The organism is Micromonospora sp. NPDC005206, from assembly GCF_040608175.1.
Taxonomy (GTDB): Bacteria; Actinomycetota; Actinomycetes; order Mycobacteriales; family Micromonosporaceae; genus Micromonospora.
The window spans coordinates 41323-57274 of the sequence record NZ_JBEXHU010000006.1; the positions used below are offsets into that span (position 1 = coordinate 41323).

The following is a 15952-nucleotide window of genomic DNA, read 5'->3' on the forward strand; positions in this document are numbered from 1 at the left end:
AAGGAGTCGTGTGATGCTCTCCACCCGCGACCTGGTCGCCGGCTACGACGAGCGGACCGTGCTCGACGGGCTCGACCTGGACCTGCCGACCGACGCGTTCACCGTGATCGTCGGACCGAACGCGTGCGGCAAGTCCACCCTGCTGCGAACCATGGCCCGGCTGCTCACCCCCCGCCGTGGCACCGTGCTGCTGGACGGCAGCGCCATCCGCGACCTGCCGACCCGGGAGGTGGCCCGCCGGCTCGGCGTGCTGCCGCAGAGCCCGCTGGTGCCCGAGGGCGTCACCGTGGCCGACCTGGTCGGGCGCGGCCGGCAGCCGTACCAGCGGTGGTGGCGGCAGTGGTCACCGGAGGACGGCGCGGCGGTGGACCGGGCGATGGCCCTGGCCGACGTGGCCGGCCTGGCCGACCGGCCGGTCGACAGCCTCTCCGGCGGCCAGCGGCAGCGGGTGTGGATCGCCATGACCCTCGCCCAGGACACCGACGCGCTGCTGCTGGACGAGCCGACCACCTTCCTCGACCTGGCCCACCAGGTGGAGGTGCTGGACCTGCTGCACCGGCTGCGCGTCGAGCGGGGACGCACCGTGGTCGCCGTGCTGCACGACCTGAACCAGGCCGCCCGCTACGCCGACCACCTGGTCGCGATGCGCGCCGGCACGGTGGTGGCCGCCGGGCCGCCCCGGGAGATCCTCACCGCGGACCTGGTCCGTGACGTATTCGGGCTGGCCTGCGTGGTCGTGCCCTGCCCGGTGACCGGGGCACCCCTGGTGGTGCCCGCGCACACCGGCGGCGCCACCACCCGCCCGGTCACCCCCTCCGCCCAACCCGCCGACGACGGGAACATCCCGCTCGCCGGCTCATACCCTTCGAAAGGACTCTGATGCGTCGTCTCGTCGCCGCCCTCGCCGCGGCCGTCGCCCTCGGCGTCGGCCTCACCGCCTGCGGTGAGAGCGACCCGGTCGCCGGCTCCGCCACCGGGGAGACCCGGGAGATCACCCATGCCATGGGCACCACCAAGGTCCCGGCGGAGCCCAAGCGCGTCGTCGTGCTCGACACCGACAAGATCGACACGGCGCTCTCGCTGGGCGTCACGCCGGTCGGCGCCGCCACCGCCGGTGAGGCCAAGAGCTGGCCGACGTACTTCGGCGCGGACAAGCTCGCCAGCATCAAGGAGGTCGGGGTGCTCACCGAGCCCGACCTGGAGGCGATCAACGCGCTGAAGCCGGACCTCATCCTGGGCAGCAAGTTCCGCCAGGAGAAGTTCTACGACGAGCTGTCCGCCATCGCGCCGACGGTGTTCACCGACAAGGTCGGCATCACCTGGAAGGAGAACTTCCTCCTCGACGGCAAGGCGCTCGGCCACGAGCAGCAGGCCAAGGATCTGCTCGCCGCGTACGAGAAGCGGGCCAAGGACTTCGGCACGACGCTCGGCGACGCCGCCGCCCGCAAGGTGTCGATCGTGCGGTTCCTCCCCGGCAACATCCGGGTGTACGGCCCGGACTCGTTCTCCGGCATCGTCATCGGCGACACCGGCCTGGGCCGGCCCGAGCGGCAGCAGCTCGCCAACAAGGAGGACAAGCGCTTCGACCTGGTCAGCCCCGAGCGGATCAACGAGGTCGACGGTGACGTCATCTTCGTGACCGCCTACGGCGACAAGGCCGCCGCCGAGCAGGCCAAGATGACCGCCGGTACCCTCTGGAAGGGCCTCGGCGCGGTCAAGGCCGGCAAGGCCTACCCGGTCGCCGACGAGGTTTGGATGACCGGCATCGGTGTCGGCGCCGCCAACAAGATCCTCGACGACCTGGCAAAGTACCTCCCCGCCGCCTGACCAACCCCGCGTGCCGCACGCGCTGCGCGCCGCACGCGGCCGTGATCACGCTCGATCCAGGAAGTAGTGGTCTCTCTTGACGGGGAGGCCACTACTTCCGTATTCGAGCACGATCATGGTGCCCAGGGGGAGCGGGACCGCGCCCGCAGCGCGGCCCTGACCTCGGCAAGGAAGCCGTCGAAGTCGTCCCGGAGGCGCTTGGCGGTCACGTGCACGACGATCCAGTCGTCGCCGAGCAGCCGGTTGAGTCGCCGGCGGTCCCGGTGGAACTGTTCGGGGTCGTCGTGCCAGAGCCCGTCGTACTCCACCGCGATCTTGAACTGCGGCCAGGCCAGGTCCAGTCTGGCCACGAACCGGCCCTGATCGGCGACGATCCACTGCGTCTGCGGCCTGGGCAGCCCGGCGAGCACGAGCCGCACCCGGGTGCGGGACTCCTGGGGTGACTCCGCACCCGCGTCGGCCAGGTCAACCGCGCGCAGCAGGGACCGCCAGCCCCGCCGACCGGCCCGGCTCAGCGCGTACTCGCGCAACGTCGGCACGTCGATGAGCCGGTTGGCGAGCAGGGCGTCGATGACGACCACCGCCTCGACCACATCGAGCCAACGGGCGAGGTCCCAGCAGGTTCGCGGCGGGCTGGTCACCCTGACCCCCGCCCGGTCCACCGCGTCGCCACAGTCGATCTCCCCATGATGGATCCGAAGACCGGTGGTTGGCCCGATCCGGGTGTCCCTGGGCACCAACACGTCGACCGGCTCCGTCAGAGTCGGTGTAGCGCAGCCGTACAGGGCCGCTGCGGCGTTGCCGGCGATGGCCGCGCCGGGCGGGATCAGCCAGCGTCCGACTGGGCGCACCTGGTCAGGTGTGTGAATTTGACCTGGGCGTCGGCGTGGACGTCCCGGAAGAGTGGCCGCCACGCGGAGCTGCGTAGGTCGTTGCGGGTCAGCAGGCCCTGCGAGACGGCGACCGAGCCACGGAAGACCCGACCGCGCAACTGGGGCGGCCGGCGAGGAGCTTTCGGCATGGTGTCCAGGCTGACCGATCCCGGTGCCCTACACCGCCCCTGTGGATAACCACGGATCGCGCCTCGGCACCTCCGCTGCCCACTCACCCATGATCTCGCCCGAACAGGGATGTAGTGGCCTCCCGAGGAGAGGAGGCCACTACATCCGGGATCGAGCGTGATCTCGCAGGGCAGCCGCCCCGGCCGGCGAGATGGGTCAGGCGGCGGTGGACCAGATGGCGCGGAAGGCGGCGGCTTCGCCGGCCAGCCAGCGTTCGATCTGGTCGGGCTTGGCGTCGGCGGGCATGTGGTGGGCCTGGCCGCGTCGGACGTCGACCAGGACCGGCTCGGCGTGCGGCAGCACCGCGTCCATGTGCCGGGCCATCAGGTGCAGGGTGGCGAGCACGGACTCCGGACTCGGCGGGGTTTCGTCGAAGTGCAGCCGGACCGCCTCGGCCCGGCCGTCGGCGTGCCGTACGCCGAAGTGGGGGTTGATCTTGACTGGCAGATCGCCGAGCATGGCGAGGGCGTCGCGGGTCTGGGCCAGGTCGACGGCGGGCGGCTCGCCCAGGGAGTGCAGCCAGGCCGTGGCGCCGGGAACCAGCGCCTGGTAGAGCGGGCGCCAGCGTGGCTTGACCACGTCGACCACGCCGGTGAGGTGGGTGCCACCGGTGTGGAAGGCGATGTCGGCCTTGAGGGCCTTGACGAACTGGCCGTGCGGGTTGAAGCCGGAGCGGCTGGCCCGCTGCTTGCGCAGGCCGCCCACGAAGGTTGCCTTGGTGGGGCCGTTGCGGTCGACGTAGCGGGTGAAGCCGAGCAGTGTGGCGTAGGGGGTGAGGGGCGTGGAGGCGGGCGCGGTCACGGGCGTCCTCCCAGGTCAGGATCTCGATTAGTACACACATTCTAATCGACGGGTCTGACATTGCCCAGCGGGAGAACTGGCGAAGCGGGTGGGCCGATTGGTGCCGGTTCGCGGCCACCGGCGGTCAGTCGGCCCGGGACGGTTTCGGGGGCGCGAAGGCGGCGGTCAGGCGGCTGACGCCGAACTCGAAGGCCTCGTCGAGGTCGCCGCCGAGGTTGAAGGCGCCCGCGTACTCCATGCTGACGAAGCCGTTGGCCCAGGCGGTGAACATGCGGGCGGCCTCCAGGGCGTGCTCGGGCCCGGCGAGGGCGGCGGCGACGCGCAGGGCGGGGGCGCTGGCCTGGGTGAGGGCATCGAGGCTGGGCCGGGTCTCCCGGCGGCTGTTGGCGAAGATCAGCTGATAGCCGGCCGGGTGTGCGTGGGCGAACGCGCGGAAGGCGCGGGCCAGCTCGCCGAGGTCCCTGCCCGGGTCGCCGCTGCTGGCAACGGCGCTGAGCTGCTCGCCCATGTCGCGGACGACGGCCTCGGCGACGAGCTGGATCAGGGCGTCGCGGTTGCGGACCCGCTTGTAGAGCGACGGGGCGCGCACACCGACCCGCTCGGCGACCGCCTGCATGGTCAGGCGCGGGAGTCCCTCCGACTCCAGGATGCCGCGTGCGGCTTCGATGATGTCGGCGAGCGACGTCCGGTCGGGGGTCGGCATGCGGGTGCTCCTTCCGGGGCTGGGCGACGGCCGTCACCATGATAGCTATAGCGTTTAGCCATGATAGCTATGTACCGTAGCCATACGAGACGTGACGTCACTTCGGGAGGCACCCATGAAGCTCGGGCCACACCTGCACCGCATCGGCAACGACATCGTCGCCGTCTACCTGATCGAGACCGAGGAGGGTGTGACCGTCGTCGACGCCGGGCTCTCCGGTCACTGGCGGGAGCTGGTGGCGGAGCTGTCCGGCATGGGCCGCTCGCTCGCCGACGTTCGGGGGCTGATCCTCACCCACGGCGACACCGACCACATCGGGTTCGCCGAGCGGCTCCGACGCGATCACGGCGTGCCGGTCTACGTGCACGGTGCGGACGCCGCCCGCGCCCGCGGCGAGGTCAAGCCCAAGGCGTCCTTCGGGAAGGTCAAGGTGGGTGCGACTGCGCGCTTCATCTGGTACGCGAGCCGCAAGGGCGGGATGCGCACGACCCACCTCACCGAGGTGACCGCCGTGGAGGACGGTCAGGTGCTCGACCTGCCCGGTGCCCCTCGCGTGATCGGGATGCCCGGCCATTCGCCGGGCAGCATCGCCGTGCACGTGCCGGTCGCCGACGCGGTGTTCGTCGGGGACGCGCTCACCACCCGGCACGTGCTGACCGGCCTCCAGGGCCCGCAGCCGGCGCCGTTCACCGACGACCCGGCGCTGGCGCTCGCCTCACTCGCCCGCATCGAGGACCTGCCGGCGACGTGGATCCTCCCCGGTCACGGCACCCCGTGGAACGGAGGCGTCCGCGAGGCGGTGCGCCGGATCAGGGCGGTGGCCGAGGCCCGGTGAGCGGAGTCGGGCCGAGGCCGACGCCGGTGGTGTGCCGGAGGCGGGTTCCGCCTCCGGCATCGAGTCAGAGCTGGCCGACGTCGGTGATCCGGATTACGGCGGCGCCGATCTCGTCCGAGGCGGCCAGGTCGACCTCGGCACTGATGCCCCAGTCGTGGTCGCCGTCCGGGTCGTCGAAGATCTGCCGGACGGTCCACCGCTCCCGGCCCTGCTCGATCATGAGCAGCGCCGGTCCGCGTGCGTCCGGCCCGATCCCGATCGAGTCGTACGCCTCGAAGTACGGACCCAGCGCGTCGGCCCACGCGTCGTAGTCCCAGCCGTCGCCGGCGTCCAGTTCGGCGAGCAGGTCCCAGCGGCGCAGCGCGGCCAGCTCGACCCGGCGGAACAGCGTGTTGCGCACCAGCACCCGGAACGCACGCGCGTTGCGGGTCACCGCCGGCGGCCGGTCGGTCAGGGCTGCGTGCGCCTGGGCCACCTCCGCCACGTCGGACGGGTTGCGCAGCCGCTCCCACTCGTCGATGAGGCTTGAGTCGACCTGGCGGACGAGCTCGCCCAGCCACTCGATGAGGTCGATCAGCTCCTCGGTCTTGGCGTCCTCGGGCACCGTCTGCCGCAGCGTCTTGTACGCGTCGGCCAGGTAGCGCAGGACGAGGCCCTCCGAGCGGGTCAGCCCGTAGAACTGCACGTACTCGGTGAAGGTCATCGCCCGCTCGTACATGTCGCGGACCACGGCCTTGGGGGATAGCTGGTGATCGGCGACCCAGGGGTGCCCCTGCCGGTACATCTCGTACGCGGCCTCCAGCAGCTCCGCGAGCGGCTTCGGGTGGGTCACCTCGTCGAGCAGTTCGAGGCGGGCCTCGTACTCGATGCCCTCGGCCTTCATCGCGGCGACCGCCTCGCCGCGCGCCTTGAACTGCTGCGCGGAGAGGATCTGCCGGGGGTCGTCGAGGATCGACTCGACGACCGAGAGGACGTCCAGGGCGTACGACGGTGACTCGGCGTCGAGCAGTTCGATGGTGGCCAGGGCGAGGGGGGAGAGCGGCTGGTTGAGGGCGAAGTCGAGCTGGAGGTCGACGGTGAGGCGGATCCGTCTGCCGGTCTCGTCCGGCTCGGGCAGTTCCTCGACGACCCCGCCGGCGCGTAGCGCCCGGTAGATGGCGATGGCGCGGCGGATGTGCCGGCGCTGCGCGGCGGCGTCCTCGTGGTTGTCGGTGAGCAGGTGCCGCATCGCGGTGAACGCGTCCCCGGGCCGGCCGATGACGTTCAGCAGCATCGAGTGGCTGACCTGGAAGCTGGAGGTCAGCGGCTCCGGCTCGGCGTCGACCAGCCGGTCGAAGGTGGGCTGACCCCAGCCGATCGAGCCCTCCGGCGGCTTCTTGCGGACCACCTTGCGCCGCTTCTTCGGGTCGTCACCGGCCTTGGCGAGGGCCTTCTCGTTGTCGATCACGTGCTCGGGGGCCTGCACCACGACCCGGCCGATGGTGTCGAAGCCGGCGCGGCCGGCCCGCCCGGCGATCTGGTGGAACTCGCGGTTCTTGAGCAGACGGGTACGGACCCCGTCGTACTTGGACAGGCCGGTGAACAGCACGGTGCGGATCGGCACGTTGATGCCGACGCCGAGGGTGTCGGTGCCGCAGATGACCTTGAGCAGGCCGGCCTGCGCGAGGGTCTCGACCAGCCGGCGGTACTTGGGCAGCATGCCGGCGTGGTGGACGCCGATGCCGTGCCGGACCAGCCGGGACAGGGTCTTGCCGAAGCCGGACGTGAACCGGAACCCGCCGATCGCCTCGGCGATCATGTCCTTCTCGGCGCGGGTGCAGACGTTGACGCTCATCAGCGCCTGGGCGCGTTCCAGCGCGGCGGCCTGGGTGAAGTGCACCACGTACACCGGGGCCTGCTTGGTCTCCAGCAGCTCCTCGAGCGTCTCGTGCAGCGGCGTCATGGCGTACGAGAAGATCAGCGGGACGGGCCGCTCGGCCGAGCGGACGACGGCGGTCGGCCGCCCGGTGCGCCGGGTCAGGTCGTCGACGAACCGGGTGGTGTCCCCCAGGGTGGCGGACATCAGGATGAACTGGGCCTGCGGCAGCTCGATGATCGGCACCTGCCAGGCCCAGCCCCGGTCGGGCTCAGCGTAGAAGTGGAACTCATCCATGATCACCTGGCCGACGTCGGCCTTCGAGCCCTCGCGCAGCGCCAGATTGGCCAGGATCTCCGCCGTGCAGCAGATGATCGGGGCGTCGGCGTTGACGCTGGCGTCGCCGGTCAGCATGCCGACGTTCTCGGCGCCGAACACCTCGCAGAGGGCGAAGAACTTCTCCGACACCAGCGCCTTGATCGGCGCGGTGTAGAAGGTGGTCCGGCTGTCCGCGAGGGCCGCGAAGTGCGCGGCGACCGCCACCAGGCTCTTACCCGAGCCGGTGGGCGTATTCATGATCAGGTTGGCGCCGGAGACGATCTCGATGACCGCCTCCTCCTGATGGGGGTAGAGGTCGAGGCCGAGATCCTTCGCCCAACCGGCGAACGCGTCGAAGAGGGTGTCGGGGTCGGCGCTTGTCGGCAGCGCGGCGGTGAGCGTCATATCCCGTCCATGGTGCCTGGATCATGCCCCCCGGTGCCAACCGGGTCGCCGCGACACCCTTACCGGCGGCGGTAGATCAGGTCGGCGACCGGCCGGCCGGCGGTGTGCGCCCGTCGCTCGAACTTCGTCACCGGGCGGTGCGCCGGACGCGGCGCGAACCCGCCGTACGCGTCCACCAGCCCCGGATCCGCGTCCAGGGTCTGCCGCATCGCCTCGGCGTACTCGGCCCAGTCGGTCGCGCAGTGCAGCGGGCCGCCCGGGGTCAGGCGGGAGCGCAGCAGCGCCACGTGTGCCGGCTGGATGATCCGCCGCTTGTGGTGGCGGGCCTTCGGCCACGGGTCCGGGAAGAAGACGTGCACGGCGTCCAGGACGCCCTCGGGCAGGCCACGGACCAGGTCCAACGCGTCGCCCCGAGCCACCCGCACGTTGCCCAGGCCGGCGCTGTCCACCAGGTCGAGCAGGTTCGCGATTCCCGGCGTGTGCACCTCCACCGCCAGATAATCTCGGTCCGGGTCAGCGGCGGCCATCGCGGCGGTGCTGTCGCCCATGCCGGAGCCGATCTCCAGCACCACCGGCGCCCGGCGGCCGAACAGGCCGACGAGGTCGACGGGCTCGTCCGACACGTCCAGGCCGTAGCGGGGCCACAGCCGGTCCAGCGCATCGGTCTGCCGGCCGCTCATCCGGCCCCGTCGGGGGTGGAAGGTGCGGATCGCCCGGCTCGTGGGCGGGGCGGCGGGGTCATGGTCGGTGGCGGTCACAGCGACCCGAGCGTACGCGACCCGGTCGGCGGATCGGATGTGATGTGCGACCGGGAATGAGAGGATCCAACTGGTACGGCAGGCCGGCTGGTCCGCTTCCCGGCACGGCCGCACGGCGTCGAGAGGGGGCATCGTGACAGTGACCCGCGGCGGCGTGACCCTGTCGGTGGTGACCATGCTCGCCGGCCTCCTGCTGGCCACCGCTCCCGCACACGCCGCCGCCCGCGCACCCGACACCACGCCCGTTCGCGTGCCCACGGCCGCTCTCGTGCTCGCCGCGCCCGCGCTCGGCGCGCCGCAGCCCGGCCCGCCCGGTGGCGCACCCCAGCCCAGCCCGGTGGTGGATGTCTTCGTCGAGGTGAGCCCGAGCACGGTGCAGCCCGGCTACCTGGTCGGCATCCGGGCCAGTTGCCGGGACAACTCGGTGGGGGCCACGGTGGTCTCCGATGCCTTCGGCGCGGTCGGTGTGCAGCCGCAGCGCGGGGTGCTCACCGCCGCGCCGATGGTGCGCGAGCGCACCCGCCCCGGCAACTACCGGGTCAAGCTGGAGTGCCGCGACGGCGAGACCGCCTCGACGATGCTCCAGGTGGTCAAGAAGATCCAGCCCAGTCGGGGTCCGGCCACCGGCTTCGGCGGCGCCGCCGGTGGCATGACCGGCAATCTGCTGCTGCCCGGTGGCGCGGCGTTGACCATCGCCGGGTTGATCCTCGCCGTGGTGGCCCTGCGCCGGCCGCGCGTCTCCCGCCGCTGAGGCCGCCATGGAGATCTTCCGCCCCTCGCAGCCGCCCGCCGACCGTCCGTCGGTGGCCGGCCGCCCGCCGACCGCCGTCGCGCCCCGGCGCAGCCGTCCGCCCGGCCGTCCGCCCGGCCGCAGCCCCTGGACGGTGCCGGTGGCCGTGGTGCTGGTGCTGGCCGGCGTCTTCGCCACAGGGGCGGGGCTGGGCCGCTCGGTCGGCCCGCTCGACTGGGCGCCGGCCGGCGGTGACCGGCCGGCCCGCAGCGAGACGGTCGGACTGTCGGCCAGCCGCCCGGTGCGCCTCTCGGTGCCGGCGATCAAGGTCGCCGCGCCGGTGGCGCCGGTCGGGCAGGCGCGGGACGGCTCGATCGCCGTACCCCCGCTGGAGCGGCACAACGAGACCGGCTGGTACGACCGGGGACCCACGCCCGGCGAGCCCGGCCCGGCGGTGATCGTGGGACACGTGGACACCAAGAGCGGGCCGTCGGTCTTCTACGACCTGGGCAAGCTGCATCCCGGCGACCTCATCGAGGTGGCCCGGGCGGACAGGTCGGTGGTGGTGTTCAAGATCGACACGGTCGAGCATTTTCCGAAGGACCAACTGCCCGCCGAGCGGATCTACGGCCACGACGGCCCACCGGGGCTGCGGCTGATCACCTGCGGTGGCCAGTTCATCGGCGGCCGCACCGGCTACGCCGACAATGTCATCGCCTTCGCCACCCTCCAGTCCTCCCGCAAGCCCTGACATCGCCTGCCTCCGGCCTTGATCGACACGGTCTCAGTGATGTGGGGGTGTTCCGCTGGCCCGGACACCCCTGCATCGCCGATCCCGAGTGGATCAAACGATCTCCGGAATGACCGACTAGGGCTGGGGGACGTGCAGGGCCACCTCGAACTCCAGCAGGCTGGCGCCGGTGGAGACCGGTGGGCGGGGCTTGTCGCCCGGCGCGGCGGCGTGGGCGGCGCGGGACGGACCCGCGGCCCATGCCTGGTACGCCTCTTCGCTCTCCCACTTCGTGTAGACGAAGTAGCGGGTCTCGCCGGCCACCGGCCGGAGCAGCTCGAAGCCGAGGAAGCCGGGGGAGTTCTCCACCGCGCCGGCTCGCGCGGCGAACCGCTTCTCCAACTCCGCGCCGGCACCCGGTGGGACGTCGATCGCGTTGATCTTCACAACTGCCATCCACTCACCCTAACCAGGCTCAGAACGTCTCGACGACGGGTACCAGATCGGCGTCGACCACGATCGGGGCGTGATCGGAGGGGCCCTTGCCCTTGCGGGCCTCCCGGTCCACGTACGCCGAGCGGACCGCCCGCGTGAACGGCGCGGAGGCGTACACCAGGTCGATCCGCATGCCCTTGTTCTGGTGGAACATCCCGGCGCGGTAGTCCCAGTAGGTGAACGGGTGTGGCCCCTTCATGGGGGTCGGCACCACGTCGCTCAGCCCCAGATCGCGCAGCGCGGCGAGAGCCGCCCGCTCGGCCGGCGTGACGTGCGTGGAGTGGGTGAAGACGGCCGGGTCCCAGACGTCGGCGTCGGTCGGGGCGACGTTGAAGTCGCCGCAGACGGCCAGAGGCAGCCCGCCGGCCAGTTCCGCGTCCAGCGCGTCACGCAGCGCCGCGAACCAGGCCAGCTTGTACGCGTAGTGCGGGTCGTCCGGCGTACGGCCGTTGGGCACGTACACCGACCAGACCCGCACCCCGTCGCAGGTGGCGGAGATGGCCCGGGCCTCCGGCTCGGGGAAGCCGGGCTCGCCGGCGAACCCGACCCGGACGTCGTCCAGCCCCACCCGGGACAGGATGGCGACCCCGTTCCAACGGCCGTCGCTGTGGCTGGCCACGGTGTAGCCCAACTCGCCCACCTCGGCCACCGGAAAGGCGCCGTCCGGGCACTTGGTCTCCTGCAGGCAGACCACGTCCGGCCCGGTGCCGGCCAGCCACTCCAGCAGCCGGGGCAGCCGGGCCTTCACCGAGTTCACGTTCCAGGTTGCCAGGCGCATGTCTCCAGCCTGCCGCATCCGCCCCCGCGACGCCGGGTCAGCTGCCCGGGGTGTCGCCGGGACGGGTCTGTTCGGCCAGGAACCGTTCCAGCTCCGCGCCGAGTTCGTCGGCGGTGGGCAGCGGGCCGGCGTCCGGCGCGAGCAGGCTCTTCTCACCGCGGCCCCGGGCGAACGCGTCGTACTGCTCCTCCAGGGCCTGGACCAGGGCGGCGGCGTCCTCGGTCTGAGCGACCTGCCGGTCGATCTCCACCCGGACCACCTCGGCGGCCGAGCGCAGCCCGTCGCCGGGCAGCAGCAGCCCGGTGCTGCGGGACACCGAGGTGAGCAGCACCTCGGCGGCGGCCGGGTACTCGGTCTGCGCCACGTAGTGCGGCACGTGGGCGGCGAAGCCGAGCGCGTCACGGCCCTGCTCGCCGAGGCGGAACTCCAGCAGGTGACCGACGCTGCCGGGCACCTGGACCCGTTGCAGCCAGGGCTCGTACCCGGCGATCAGCTCGGGCCGGGTGGCGTGCGCGGTCACCCCGGTCGGCCGGGTGTGCGGCACCGCCATCGGGATCGAGTTGAGCCCGACGGTGAGTCGGACGTCCAGGCGGGCGGTGAGCCCGGCGACCGCGGCCACGAACCGCTCCCACTGCAGGTCCGGCTCCGGGCCGGTGAGCAGCAGGAACGGGGTCTCGTCGTCGTCGTGCAGCAGGTGCAGCTCGAGCTCGGGCGCGTCGACGCTCTCCCAGTGGTCCTCGACGAAGGTCATCACGGGGCGCCGCGAGCGGTAGTCGAAGAGCTGGTCCACGTCGAAGGTGGCGATCGGCCGGCTCTCCAGCGAGGTGAGCAGCTGCTCGCGGGCCAGCCGGCTGGCGTTGCCGGCGTCCACGAACCCGGTGAGGGCCTGGATCATGACCGGTTGCCCGAGGTCGGGCAGATCGTCGGTGAGCTGGTAGAGCTCGTGTGGGTCGAGCACCGGTGCGGACCTCCCTGGAATGTGCCTACGGGATGCCGACGCGACGGACGGCACCCGGTTCGGGCAACGTACCCGCCATCCTGGTGCATTCCTGCTCGGGGCGATCCGTCGCCCGGTGGATGGGCGCGACCGGACTAATCACCCGATTACGCCGCCAGGTCGGCCCTGCCGCCCGATCGGCCGAGGGTGGTTCAGCCCAAAGGCCGAGTTTGTCGATCATGTCGGTGCCCGGGGTCGGATGTCCGTCCGTGTCGCGTGCCGTCCCGGCTGCGTGCGACGCCGGCTTCATCCGGTACGCGAGGTCCATTCCCCGGGCGGGTCGACGCGCCCCGGTCGTCCACCGGGAGGGCCCGGATCTGTGGCGAGCGCCACGTGATCACCGTGCGTGATCGGGGTTTCCGCCTGCCTAGCCTCGGTTGATGCGTGACGACGGCACCCTCGACGACCCGTACGCCCCGAGCAGGCCCACTGCCGATATGGAGGATGGCACCTCAGCCGAACGGACAACCGCCGCGAGCCGGATCCGGGCGTACGCCCGGGACCTGACGGATCGACGCCGGGCACAGGTGGCGCTCGCCACCGGCGTGGTCTGCTGCCTCGGCCTGGCCGCCGTCGCGCAGGTCCGCGACGAGAGCGCTGGCGCGGTGCGCTCCGATTCGCTCGCCGGAAGCTCGGAGCTGGTGCAGCGTGCCGAGCAGCAGCATGCCTCCCGTGGTCTCGACCGGGCCGCCGTCCCGGCCACGCCCACCGCCACCCCGTCCGCCGCCGACCCGGACACCACCCGGTCGGCGCGCAAGGCCGCCCCGGCGCGGCCGACCGACCCGGCCCCCGTCGCCGGGCTGGATGAGGACCAGATGGAGAACGCCGAGGCGATCGTCCGCACCGGCCGCAAGATGGGCGTGCCCCGCCGCGGCCTGGTGATCGCGGTGGCCACGGCCATGCAGGAGAGCAACCTGTACAACGTGGCCAGCGGCGTGCTGCCCGAGTCGCAGGACTATCCGCACCAGGGCGTCGGTTGGGACCACGATTCCGTCGGACTGTTCCAGCAGCGCTCCAGCAGCGGCTGGGGCCCGGTGAGCCGGCTGATGGACCCCGAGTTCGCCACCAGCCAGTTCCTCAGCGCGCTGGAGCAGGTGCCCGGCTGGCAGCAGATGCGGCTCACCGATGCCGCCCAGGCGGTGCAGGTCTCCGCGTATCCCGAGCACTACCAGCAGCACGAGTGGCGGGCCAACCGGGTCGTCGACGCGATCGTGCCGGCCGGGCGGTAACCTACCGGCCACTATGGACGGTTGGGGTTGAGCCTGTCGGGTCCCGGGTACATCCGTTGCGGGTTCGGGGTACACATGACAGCGGGATCACCGACAGGAGGACGTCATGTCACTGATGCAGCGGATCAGCATGTTCCTGAGATCACCCAAGGGGCAGCAGTTGGTCGACCGGGGTCGGCGCGAGCTGGCCAAGCCCAGCAACCAGCAGAAGCTCAAGGGGTTGGCGGCCCGGCTGTCCAACCGCCGCCGCTGACCGTTCCACCGGCCGTACCGACCCCTGGGGAGACCCGGTGACAGACACCCCACCCGTCGGCGGCCAGCCCGCCGCGCCCACCCCCCAACCGTCCGCCAACCTGCCGATGGACGCCCCCGAGGGGCCGCCTGCCCGGCTCTGGGACCGGATGCGCGCGGATCCGCAGTACGCCCCGGAGCACCTCGCCCTGGAGGCGGTGCGCCGGCTCGGGCCGGAGGCCGTCCAGTGGGCAGCCCGGGCCCGGGCTGATCAGGCTGGCGTCTCCGCCGACGTCCTTGCGGACCAGGCGGCCCGCAAGTTCCTCAATCTGGCCCGCCTCTCCGGGGCCGTCTCCGGCGCGGCCGGGCTGCCCGGCGCCGTGCTCGACGTGGGTGTGCTGGCCTGGACCCAGGCGCGGATGGTGCTGCACATCGCCGCCGCGTACGACGTCGACCCGTTGCACACCGACCGGGCCACAGACCTGCTGGTGCTCCAGCGGGTGCACAAGGTCGCCGAGAGTGCCCGACTGGCGCTCGGGGTGGCCGCCGGCCGGGAACGCGCCGACGCGCTCTTCGGCCTGGGCGGCCAGCGTCCACTCGGCCACGTCATGCTGCGACTCGGCGTGCGGCTGGCCCAGATGGCCGGCGTCCGGGCGGCCAAGCGGATGGTGGCCAAGATCGTGCCCGGCGCGGCGATCGTGCTCGGCACCTGGGCCAACTCGTCGGCCACCAGGGATCTCGCGGAGCGATCCCGTGCGCTCTACCGCCCGCGCGGTGCGAGCTTGCCGGAGCCCCGCCGCCCCTGACCCACCGCTCGCGGGCGCGTCCGGCCAGTCAGTCGGCCAGGCCCGAGGCGCGCCAGGTGACCTCGGCGAGCCGTCCCTGCCCGCCGGCGTTGGGGTGGAACCAGTCCAGCGGGTTCAGCAGGTCCAGGGTGAACCGGACCTTGTGCACCGCGCCGCCGTCGTGCCGGCAGCGCGACCCGTACGCCCGGCAGGCGGCCACCAGTTGGGCGTTGTAGGCGTCGATCCGCTCGCGGACGGCGGCCCGGCGGGCGCGGTCCGCGGGTGCCGTCGAGGTCGCGTCGGCCAGCAGAGCGGGGCAGACACCCCGCCGCCAGGCGCGCACCGCGCGCGGGTCGCCGTGCCCGACCTCCCAGAGCCGGTACAGGTCGGGAATGCTCACCACCAGCACCCGGGCCTTCGGTCGGCCGGTCCGCAGCACCCGCAGGCCCCGGTCGACGTCGGCCCGGAACTGCGCCACCGGTGTCATCGCGTCGATCCCACCCCGGCAGACGTCGTTGGTCCCGATCAACACGGCGACGTAGTCGGCGCGGTCGCGTACCGCAGCCTTCGCCTGGCCCTCCAGCGCGTCGGCGCGGGCCCCCGGCCGGGCGTGGTTGTACGTCCGGTCGCGGATCGCGGAGTCCTGGTCGAGCAGCCGCCGGTAGAGGCTGCGTACCCGCAGGCCGTCCCCGGTCGACCAGGAGTTGCGCTCGCAGGAGGTGAGCACCAGGCAGGAGGCGAAGCCGGTGCTGATCGAGTCGCCGAGCGCGGCGATGCCACCGGGGCCACCGGGCTTCGGGGTGTCGTTGGTGGGGCGGGGGCTCGCCGAGGTGCCGCCCTCGCACGCCAGCGCGACCAGCGCCGCGAGACAGGCCAGCGCGGTGACCCAGCGTCGAGGCATGACATCCCCCGTCTTCACAGCACAGAGCGACAGAGCGGTAACTCTATGCGTAGGAAGCGGTTCATCGGGAAGTTGCTGTCGGGTATGCGGTAGAGCGGCGGCGCGACCGCCTGCGGCGTGCTAGGTGCATGCCGCCGGGGGCCGCCTTGCGGGACGGTTGGATGATCGCCACCCCGGCGTTGCGGGCCATGGGAAGAACGCCAGCCGGTTAACACAGGCGATCTGGGGTAGGTCGGGAGGTATGACGAGATCGCAGCCCCGGCGCGCCCGTGGCACGGTCGGCCACGCGTACAGCGCGCTGAACCTCCGGCTCACCCTCGCCGGCTTCGGACTGGTGATCATGGTGCTCTTCGCGGTGCTGGCGTTCTGGGCCGACCTCGCCTGGCTCGGCGTGCTCTGCGCGATCTTCGCCGTGGTCGCCGTGGTCGACCTGGTCGTGATCCAGCGCCGCCGCGCCGCCCGCCGCCGCGAGCAGCCGGGCGTCCGGCACTCACTGTTCGAGTGACAGGAGGA

At 72.3% G+C, this 15952-nt stretch carries 19 protein-coding genes; 9 read left to right on the forward strand and 10 right to left on the reverse strand.

Annotated features, from left to right (window positions below; translation table 11 throughout):
* Nucleotides 1-13 precede the first annotated feature (13 nt).
* Nucleotides 14-880, forward strand: a complete 867-nt coding sequence (locus ABZU69_RS10230; protein ID WP_354964062.1) for an ABC transporter ATP-binding protein — start codon at nt 14-16, stop codon at nt 878-880.
* Nucleotides 880-1827, forward strand: a complete 948-nt coding sequence (locus ABZU69_RS10235; protein WP_354964063.1) for an iron-siderophore ABC transporter substrate-binding protein — start codon at nt 880-882, stop codon at nt 1825-1827. Before ABZU69_RS10230 ends, ABZU69_RS10235 begins: the two co-directional genes overlap by 1 nt.
* Nucleotides 1828-1940: 113 nt before the next feature.
* On the opposite strand, the gene ABZU69_RS10240 is transcribed toward ABZU69_RS10235, so the two are convergent.
* From ABZU69_RS10240 to ABZU69_RS10255, 4 genes are all read right to left on the reverse strand, one after another.
* Entirely contained in the window at nt 1941-2678 is a 738-nt protein-coding gene (locus tag ABZU69_RS10240) for a hypothetical protein (RefSeq protein WP_354964064.1), read from the reverse strand.
* Nucleotides 2654-2848, reverse strand: a complete 195-nt coding sequence (locus ABZU69_RS10245; RefSeq protein WP_354964065.1) for a hypothetical protein — start codon at nt 2846-2848, stop codon at nt 2654-2656. Before ABZU69_RS10245 ends, ABZU69_RS10240 begins: the two co-directional genes overlap by 25 nt.
* 196 nt (nt 2849-3044) lie before the next feature.
* The gene (locus ABZU69_RS10250) at nt 3045-3689 is read right to left on the reverse strand and encodes a hypothetical protein (protein ID WP_354964066.1); all 645 of its coding nucleotides are present in this window, start codon (nt 3687-3689) and stop codon (nt 3045-3047) included.
* 124 nt (nt 3690-3813) lie between these two features.
* The gene (locus ABZU69_RS10255) at nt 3814-4392 is read right to left on the reverse strand and encodes a TetR/AcrR family transcriptional regulator (protein WP_354964067.1); all 579 of its coding nucleotides are present in this window, start codon (nt 4390-4392) and stop codon (nt 3814-3816) included.
* A 115-nt stretch (nt 4393-4507) separates the two neighbouring features.
* Between ABZU69_RS10255 and ABZU69_RS10260 the strand changes: the two genes are divergently transcribed.
* A complete protein-coding gene (locus ABZU69_RS10260; protein WP_354964068.1) occupies nt 4508-5227 on the forward strand; it encodes an MBL fold metallo-hydrolase in 720 nt (239 codons plus the stop codon).
* 64 nt (nt 5228-5291) lie between these two features.
* On the opposite strand, the gene ABZU69_RS10265 is transcribed toward ABZU69_RS10260, so the two are convergent.
* Nucleotides 5292-7805 (reverse strand): DUF3516 domain-containing protein, encoded by a 2514-nt coding sequence (locus ABZU69_RS10265; protein WP_354964069.1) that lies wholly within the window; start codon nt 7803-7805, stop codon nt 5292-5294.
* Nucleotides 7806-7864: 59 nt separating this feature from the next.
* Nucleotides 7865-8563, reverse strand: coding sequence for a tRNA (guanosine(46)-N7)-methyltransferase TrmB (gene trmB, locus ABZU69_RS10270; RefSeq protein ID WP_354964070.1), 699 nt, complete (start codon nt 8561-8563; stop codon nt 7865-7867).
* 130 nt (nt 8564-8693) lie between these two features.
* Between trmB and ABZU69_RS10275 the strand changes: the two genes are divergently transcribed.
* Both ABZU69_RS10275 and ABZU69_RS10280 read left to right on the forward strand, forming a co-directional pair.
* Nucleotides 8694-9314 carry a hypothetical protein gene (locus tag ABZU69_RS10275; RefSeq protein WP_354964329.1) on the forward strand — a complete coding sequence of 207 codons (621 nt, stop codon included), beginning with the start codon at nt 8694-8696 and terminating at the stop codon, nt 9312-9314.
* A 7-nt stretch (nt 9315-9321) separates the two neighbouring features.
* A complete protein-coding gene (locus ABZU69_RS10280) occupies nt 9322-10044 on the forward strand; it encodes a class F sortase (RefSeq protein ID WP_354964071.1) in 723 nt (240 codons plus the stop codon).
* 117 nt (nt 10045-10161) lie between these two features.
* Here ABZU69_RS10280 and ABZU69_RS10285 read toward each other — a convergent pair whose 3' ends face one another.
* The 3 genes from ABZU69_RS10285 to ABZU69_RS10295 are packed head-to-tail and all read right to left on the reverse strand — an operon-like array spanning nt 10162 to nt 12254.
* Nucleotides 10162-10479: an antibiotic biosynthesis monooxygenase gene (locus tag ABZU69_RS10285; protein ID WP_354964072.1), complete on the reverse strand. Its 318-nt coding sequence runs from the start codon at nt 10477-10479 to the stop codon at nt 10162-10164.
* Between the two features lie 19 nt (nt 10480-10498).
* Nucleotides 10499-11296 carry an exodeoxyribonuclease III gene (locus ABZU69_RS10290; RefSeq protein WP_354964073.1) on the reverse strand — a complete coding sequence of 266 codons (798 nt, stop codon included), beginning with the start codon at nt 11294-11296 and terminating at the stop codon, nt 10499-10501.
* A gap of 37 nt (nt 11297-11333) precedes the next feature.
* Nucleotides 11334-12254 (reverse strand): PAC2 family protein, encoded by a 921-nt coding sequence (locus ABZU69_RS10295; protein WP_354964074.1) that lies wholly within the window; start codon nt 12252-12254, stop codon nt 11334-11336.
* Between the two features lie 419 nt (nt 12255-12673).
* Between ABZU69_RS10295 and ABZU69_RS10300 the strand changes: the two genes are divergently transcribed.
* The 3 genes from ABZU69_RS10300 to ABZU69_RS10310 all read left to right on the forward strand — a co-directional run bounded on the left by ABZU69_RS10300 (nt 12674) and on the right by ABZU69_RS10310 (nt 14559).
* The gene (locus ABZU69_RS10300; RefSeq protein WP_354964075.1) at nt 12674-13522 is read left to right on the forward strand and encodes a peptidase M23; all 849 of its coding nucleotides are present in this window, start codon (nt 12674-12676) and stop codon (nt 13520-13522) included.
* A gap of 106 nt (nt 13523-13628) precedes the next feature.
* Nucleotides 13629-13775: a hypothetical protein gene (locus ABZU69_RS10305; protein ID WP_354964076.1), complete on the forward strand. Its 147-nt coding sequence runs from the start codon at nt 13629-13631 to the stop codon at nt 13773-13775.
* 37 nt (nt 13776-13812) lie between these two features.
* Nucleotides 13813-14559, forward strand: coding sequence for an EcsC family protein (locus ABZU69_RS10310; RefSeq protein ID WP_354964077.1), 747 nt, complete (start codon nt 13813-13815; stop codon nt 14557-14559).
* Nucleotides 14560-14587: 28 nt separating this feature from the next.
* Here the strand turns inward: ABZU69_RS10310 and ABZU69_RS10315 are convergent, their stop codons facing one another.
* Nucleotides 14588-15439 carry a GDSL-type esterase/lipase family protein gene (locus ABZU69_RS10315; RefSeq protein WP_354964078.1) on the reverse strand — a complete coding sequence of 284 codons (852 nt, stop codon included), beginning with the start codon at nt 15437-15439 and terminating at the stop codon, nt 14588-14590.
* A 241-nt stretch (nt 15440-15680) separates the two neighbouring features.
* On the opposite strand from ABZU69_RS10315, the gene ABZU69_RS10320 reads away from it, so the two are divergent.
* A complete protein-coding gene (locus ABZU69_RS10320) occupies nt 15681-15944 on the forward strand; it encodes a DUF6343 family protein (protein ID WP_089016751.1) in 264 nt (87 codons plus the stop codon).
* The last annotated feature ends 8 nt before the right edge of the window (nt 15945-15952 follow it).

Bases quoted from the DNA above. Each gene is read 5' to 3' on its own strand.
- ABZU69_RS10230 (WP_354964062.1), top strand. From the start codon at position 14: ATGCTCTCCACCCGCGACCTGGTCGCCGGCTACGACGAGCGGACCGTG.
- ABZU69_RS10235 (WP_354964063.1), top strand. From the start codon at position 880: ATGCGTCGTCTCGTCGCCGCCCTCGCCGCGGCCGTCGCCCTCGGCGTC.
- ABZU69_RS10245 (WP_354964065.1), bottom strand. From the start codon at position 2,848: ATGCCGAAAGCTCCTCGCCGGCCGCCCCAGTTGCGCGGTCGGGTCTTC.
- ABZU69_RS10255 (WP_354964067.1), bottom strand. From the start codon at position 4,392: ATGCCGACCCCCGACCGGACGTCGCTCGCCGACATCATCGAAGCCGCA.
- ABZU69_RS10260 (WP_354964068.1), top strand. From the start codon at position 4,508: ATGAAGCTCGGGCCACACCTGCACCGCATCGGCAACGACATCGTCGCC.
- ABZU69_RS10265 (WP_354964069.1), bottom strand. From the start codon at position 7,805: ATGACGCTCACCGCCGCGCTGCCGACAAGCGCCGACCCCGACACCCTC.
- ABZU69_RS10280 (WP_354964071.1), top strand. From the start codon at position 9,322: ATGGAGATCTTCCGCCCCTCGCAGCCGCCCGCCGACCGTCCGTCGGTG.
- ABZU69_RS10285 (WP_354964072.1), bottom strand. From the start codon at position 10,479: ATGGCAGTTGTGAAGATCAACGCGATCGACGTCCCACCGGGTGCCGGC.
- ABZU69_RS10290 (WP_354964073.1), bottom strand. From the start codon at position 11,296: ATGCGCCTGGCAACCTGGAACGTGAACTCGGTGAAGGCCCGGCTGCCC.
- ABZU69_RS10300 (WP_354964075.1), top strand. From the start codon at position 12,674: ATGCGTGACGACGGCACCCTCGACGACCCGTACGCCCCGAGCAGGCCC.
- ABZU69_RS10305 (WP_354964076.1), top strand. From the start codon at position 13,629: ATGTCACTGATGCAGCGGATCAGCATGTTCCTGAGATCACCCAAGGGG.
- ABZU69_RS10315 (WP_354964078.1), bottom strand. From the start codon at position 15,439: ATGCCTCGACGCTGGGTCACCGCGCTGGCCTGTCTCGCGGCGCTGGTC.
- ABZU69_RS10320 (WP_089016751.1), top strand. From the start codon at position 15,681: ATGACGAGATCGCAGCCCCGGCGCGCCCGTGGCACGGTCGGCCACGCG.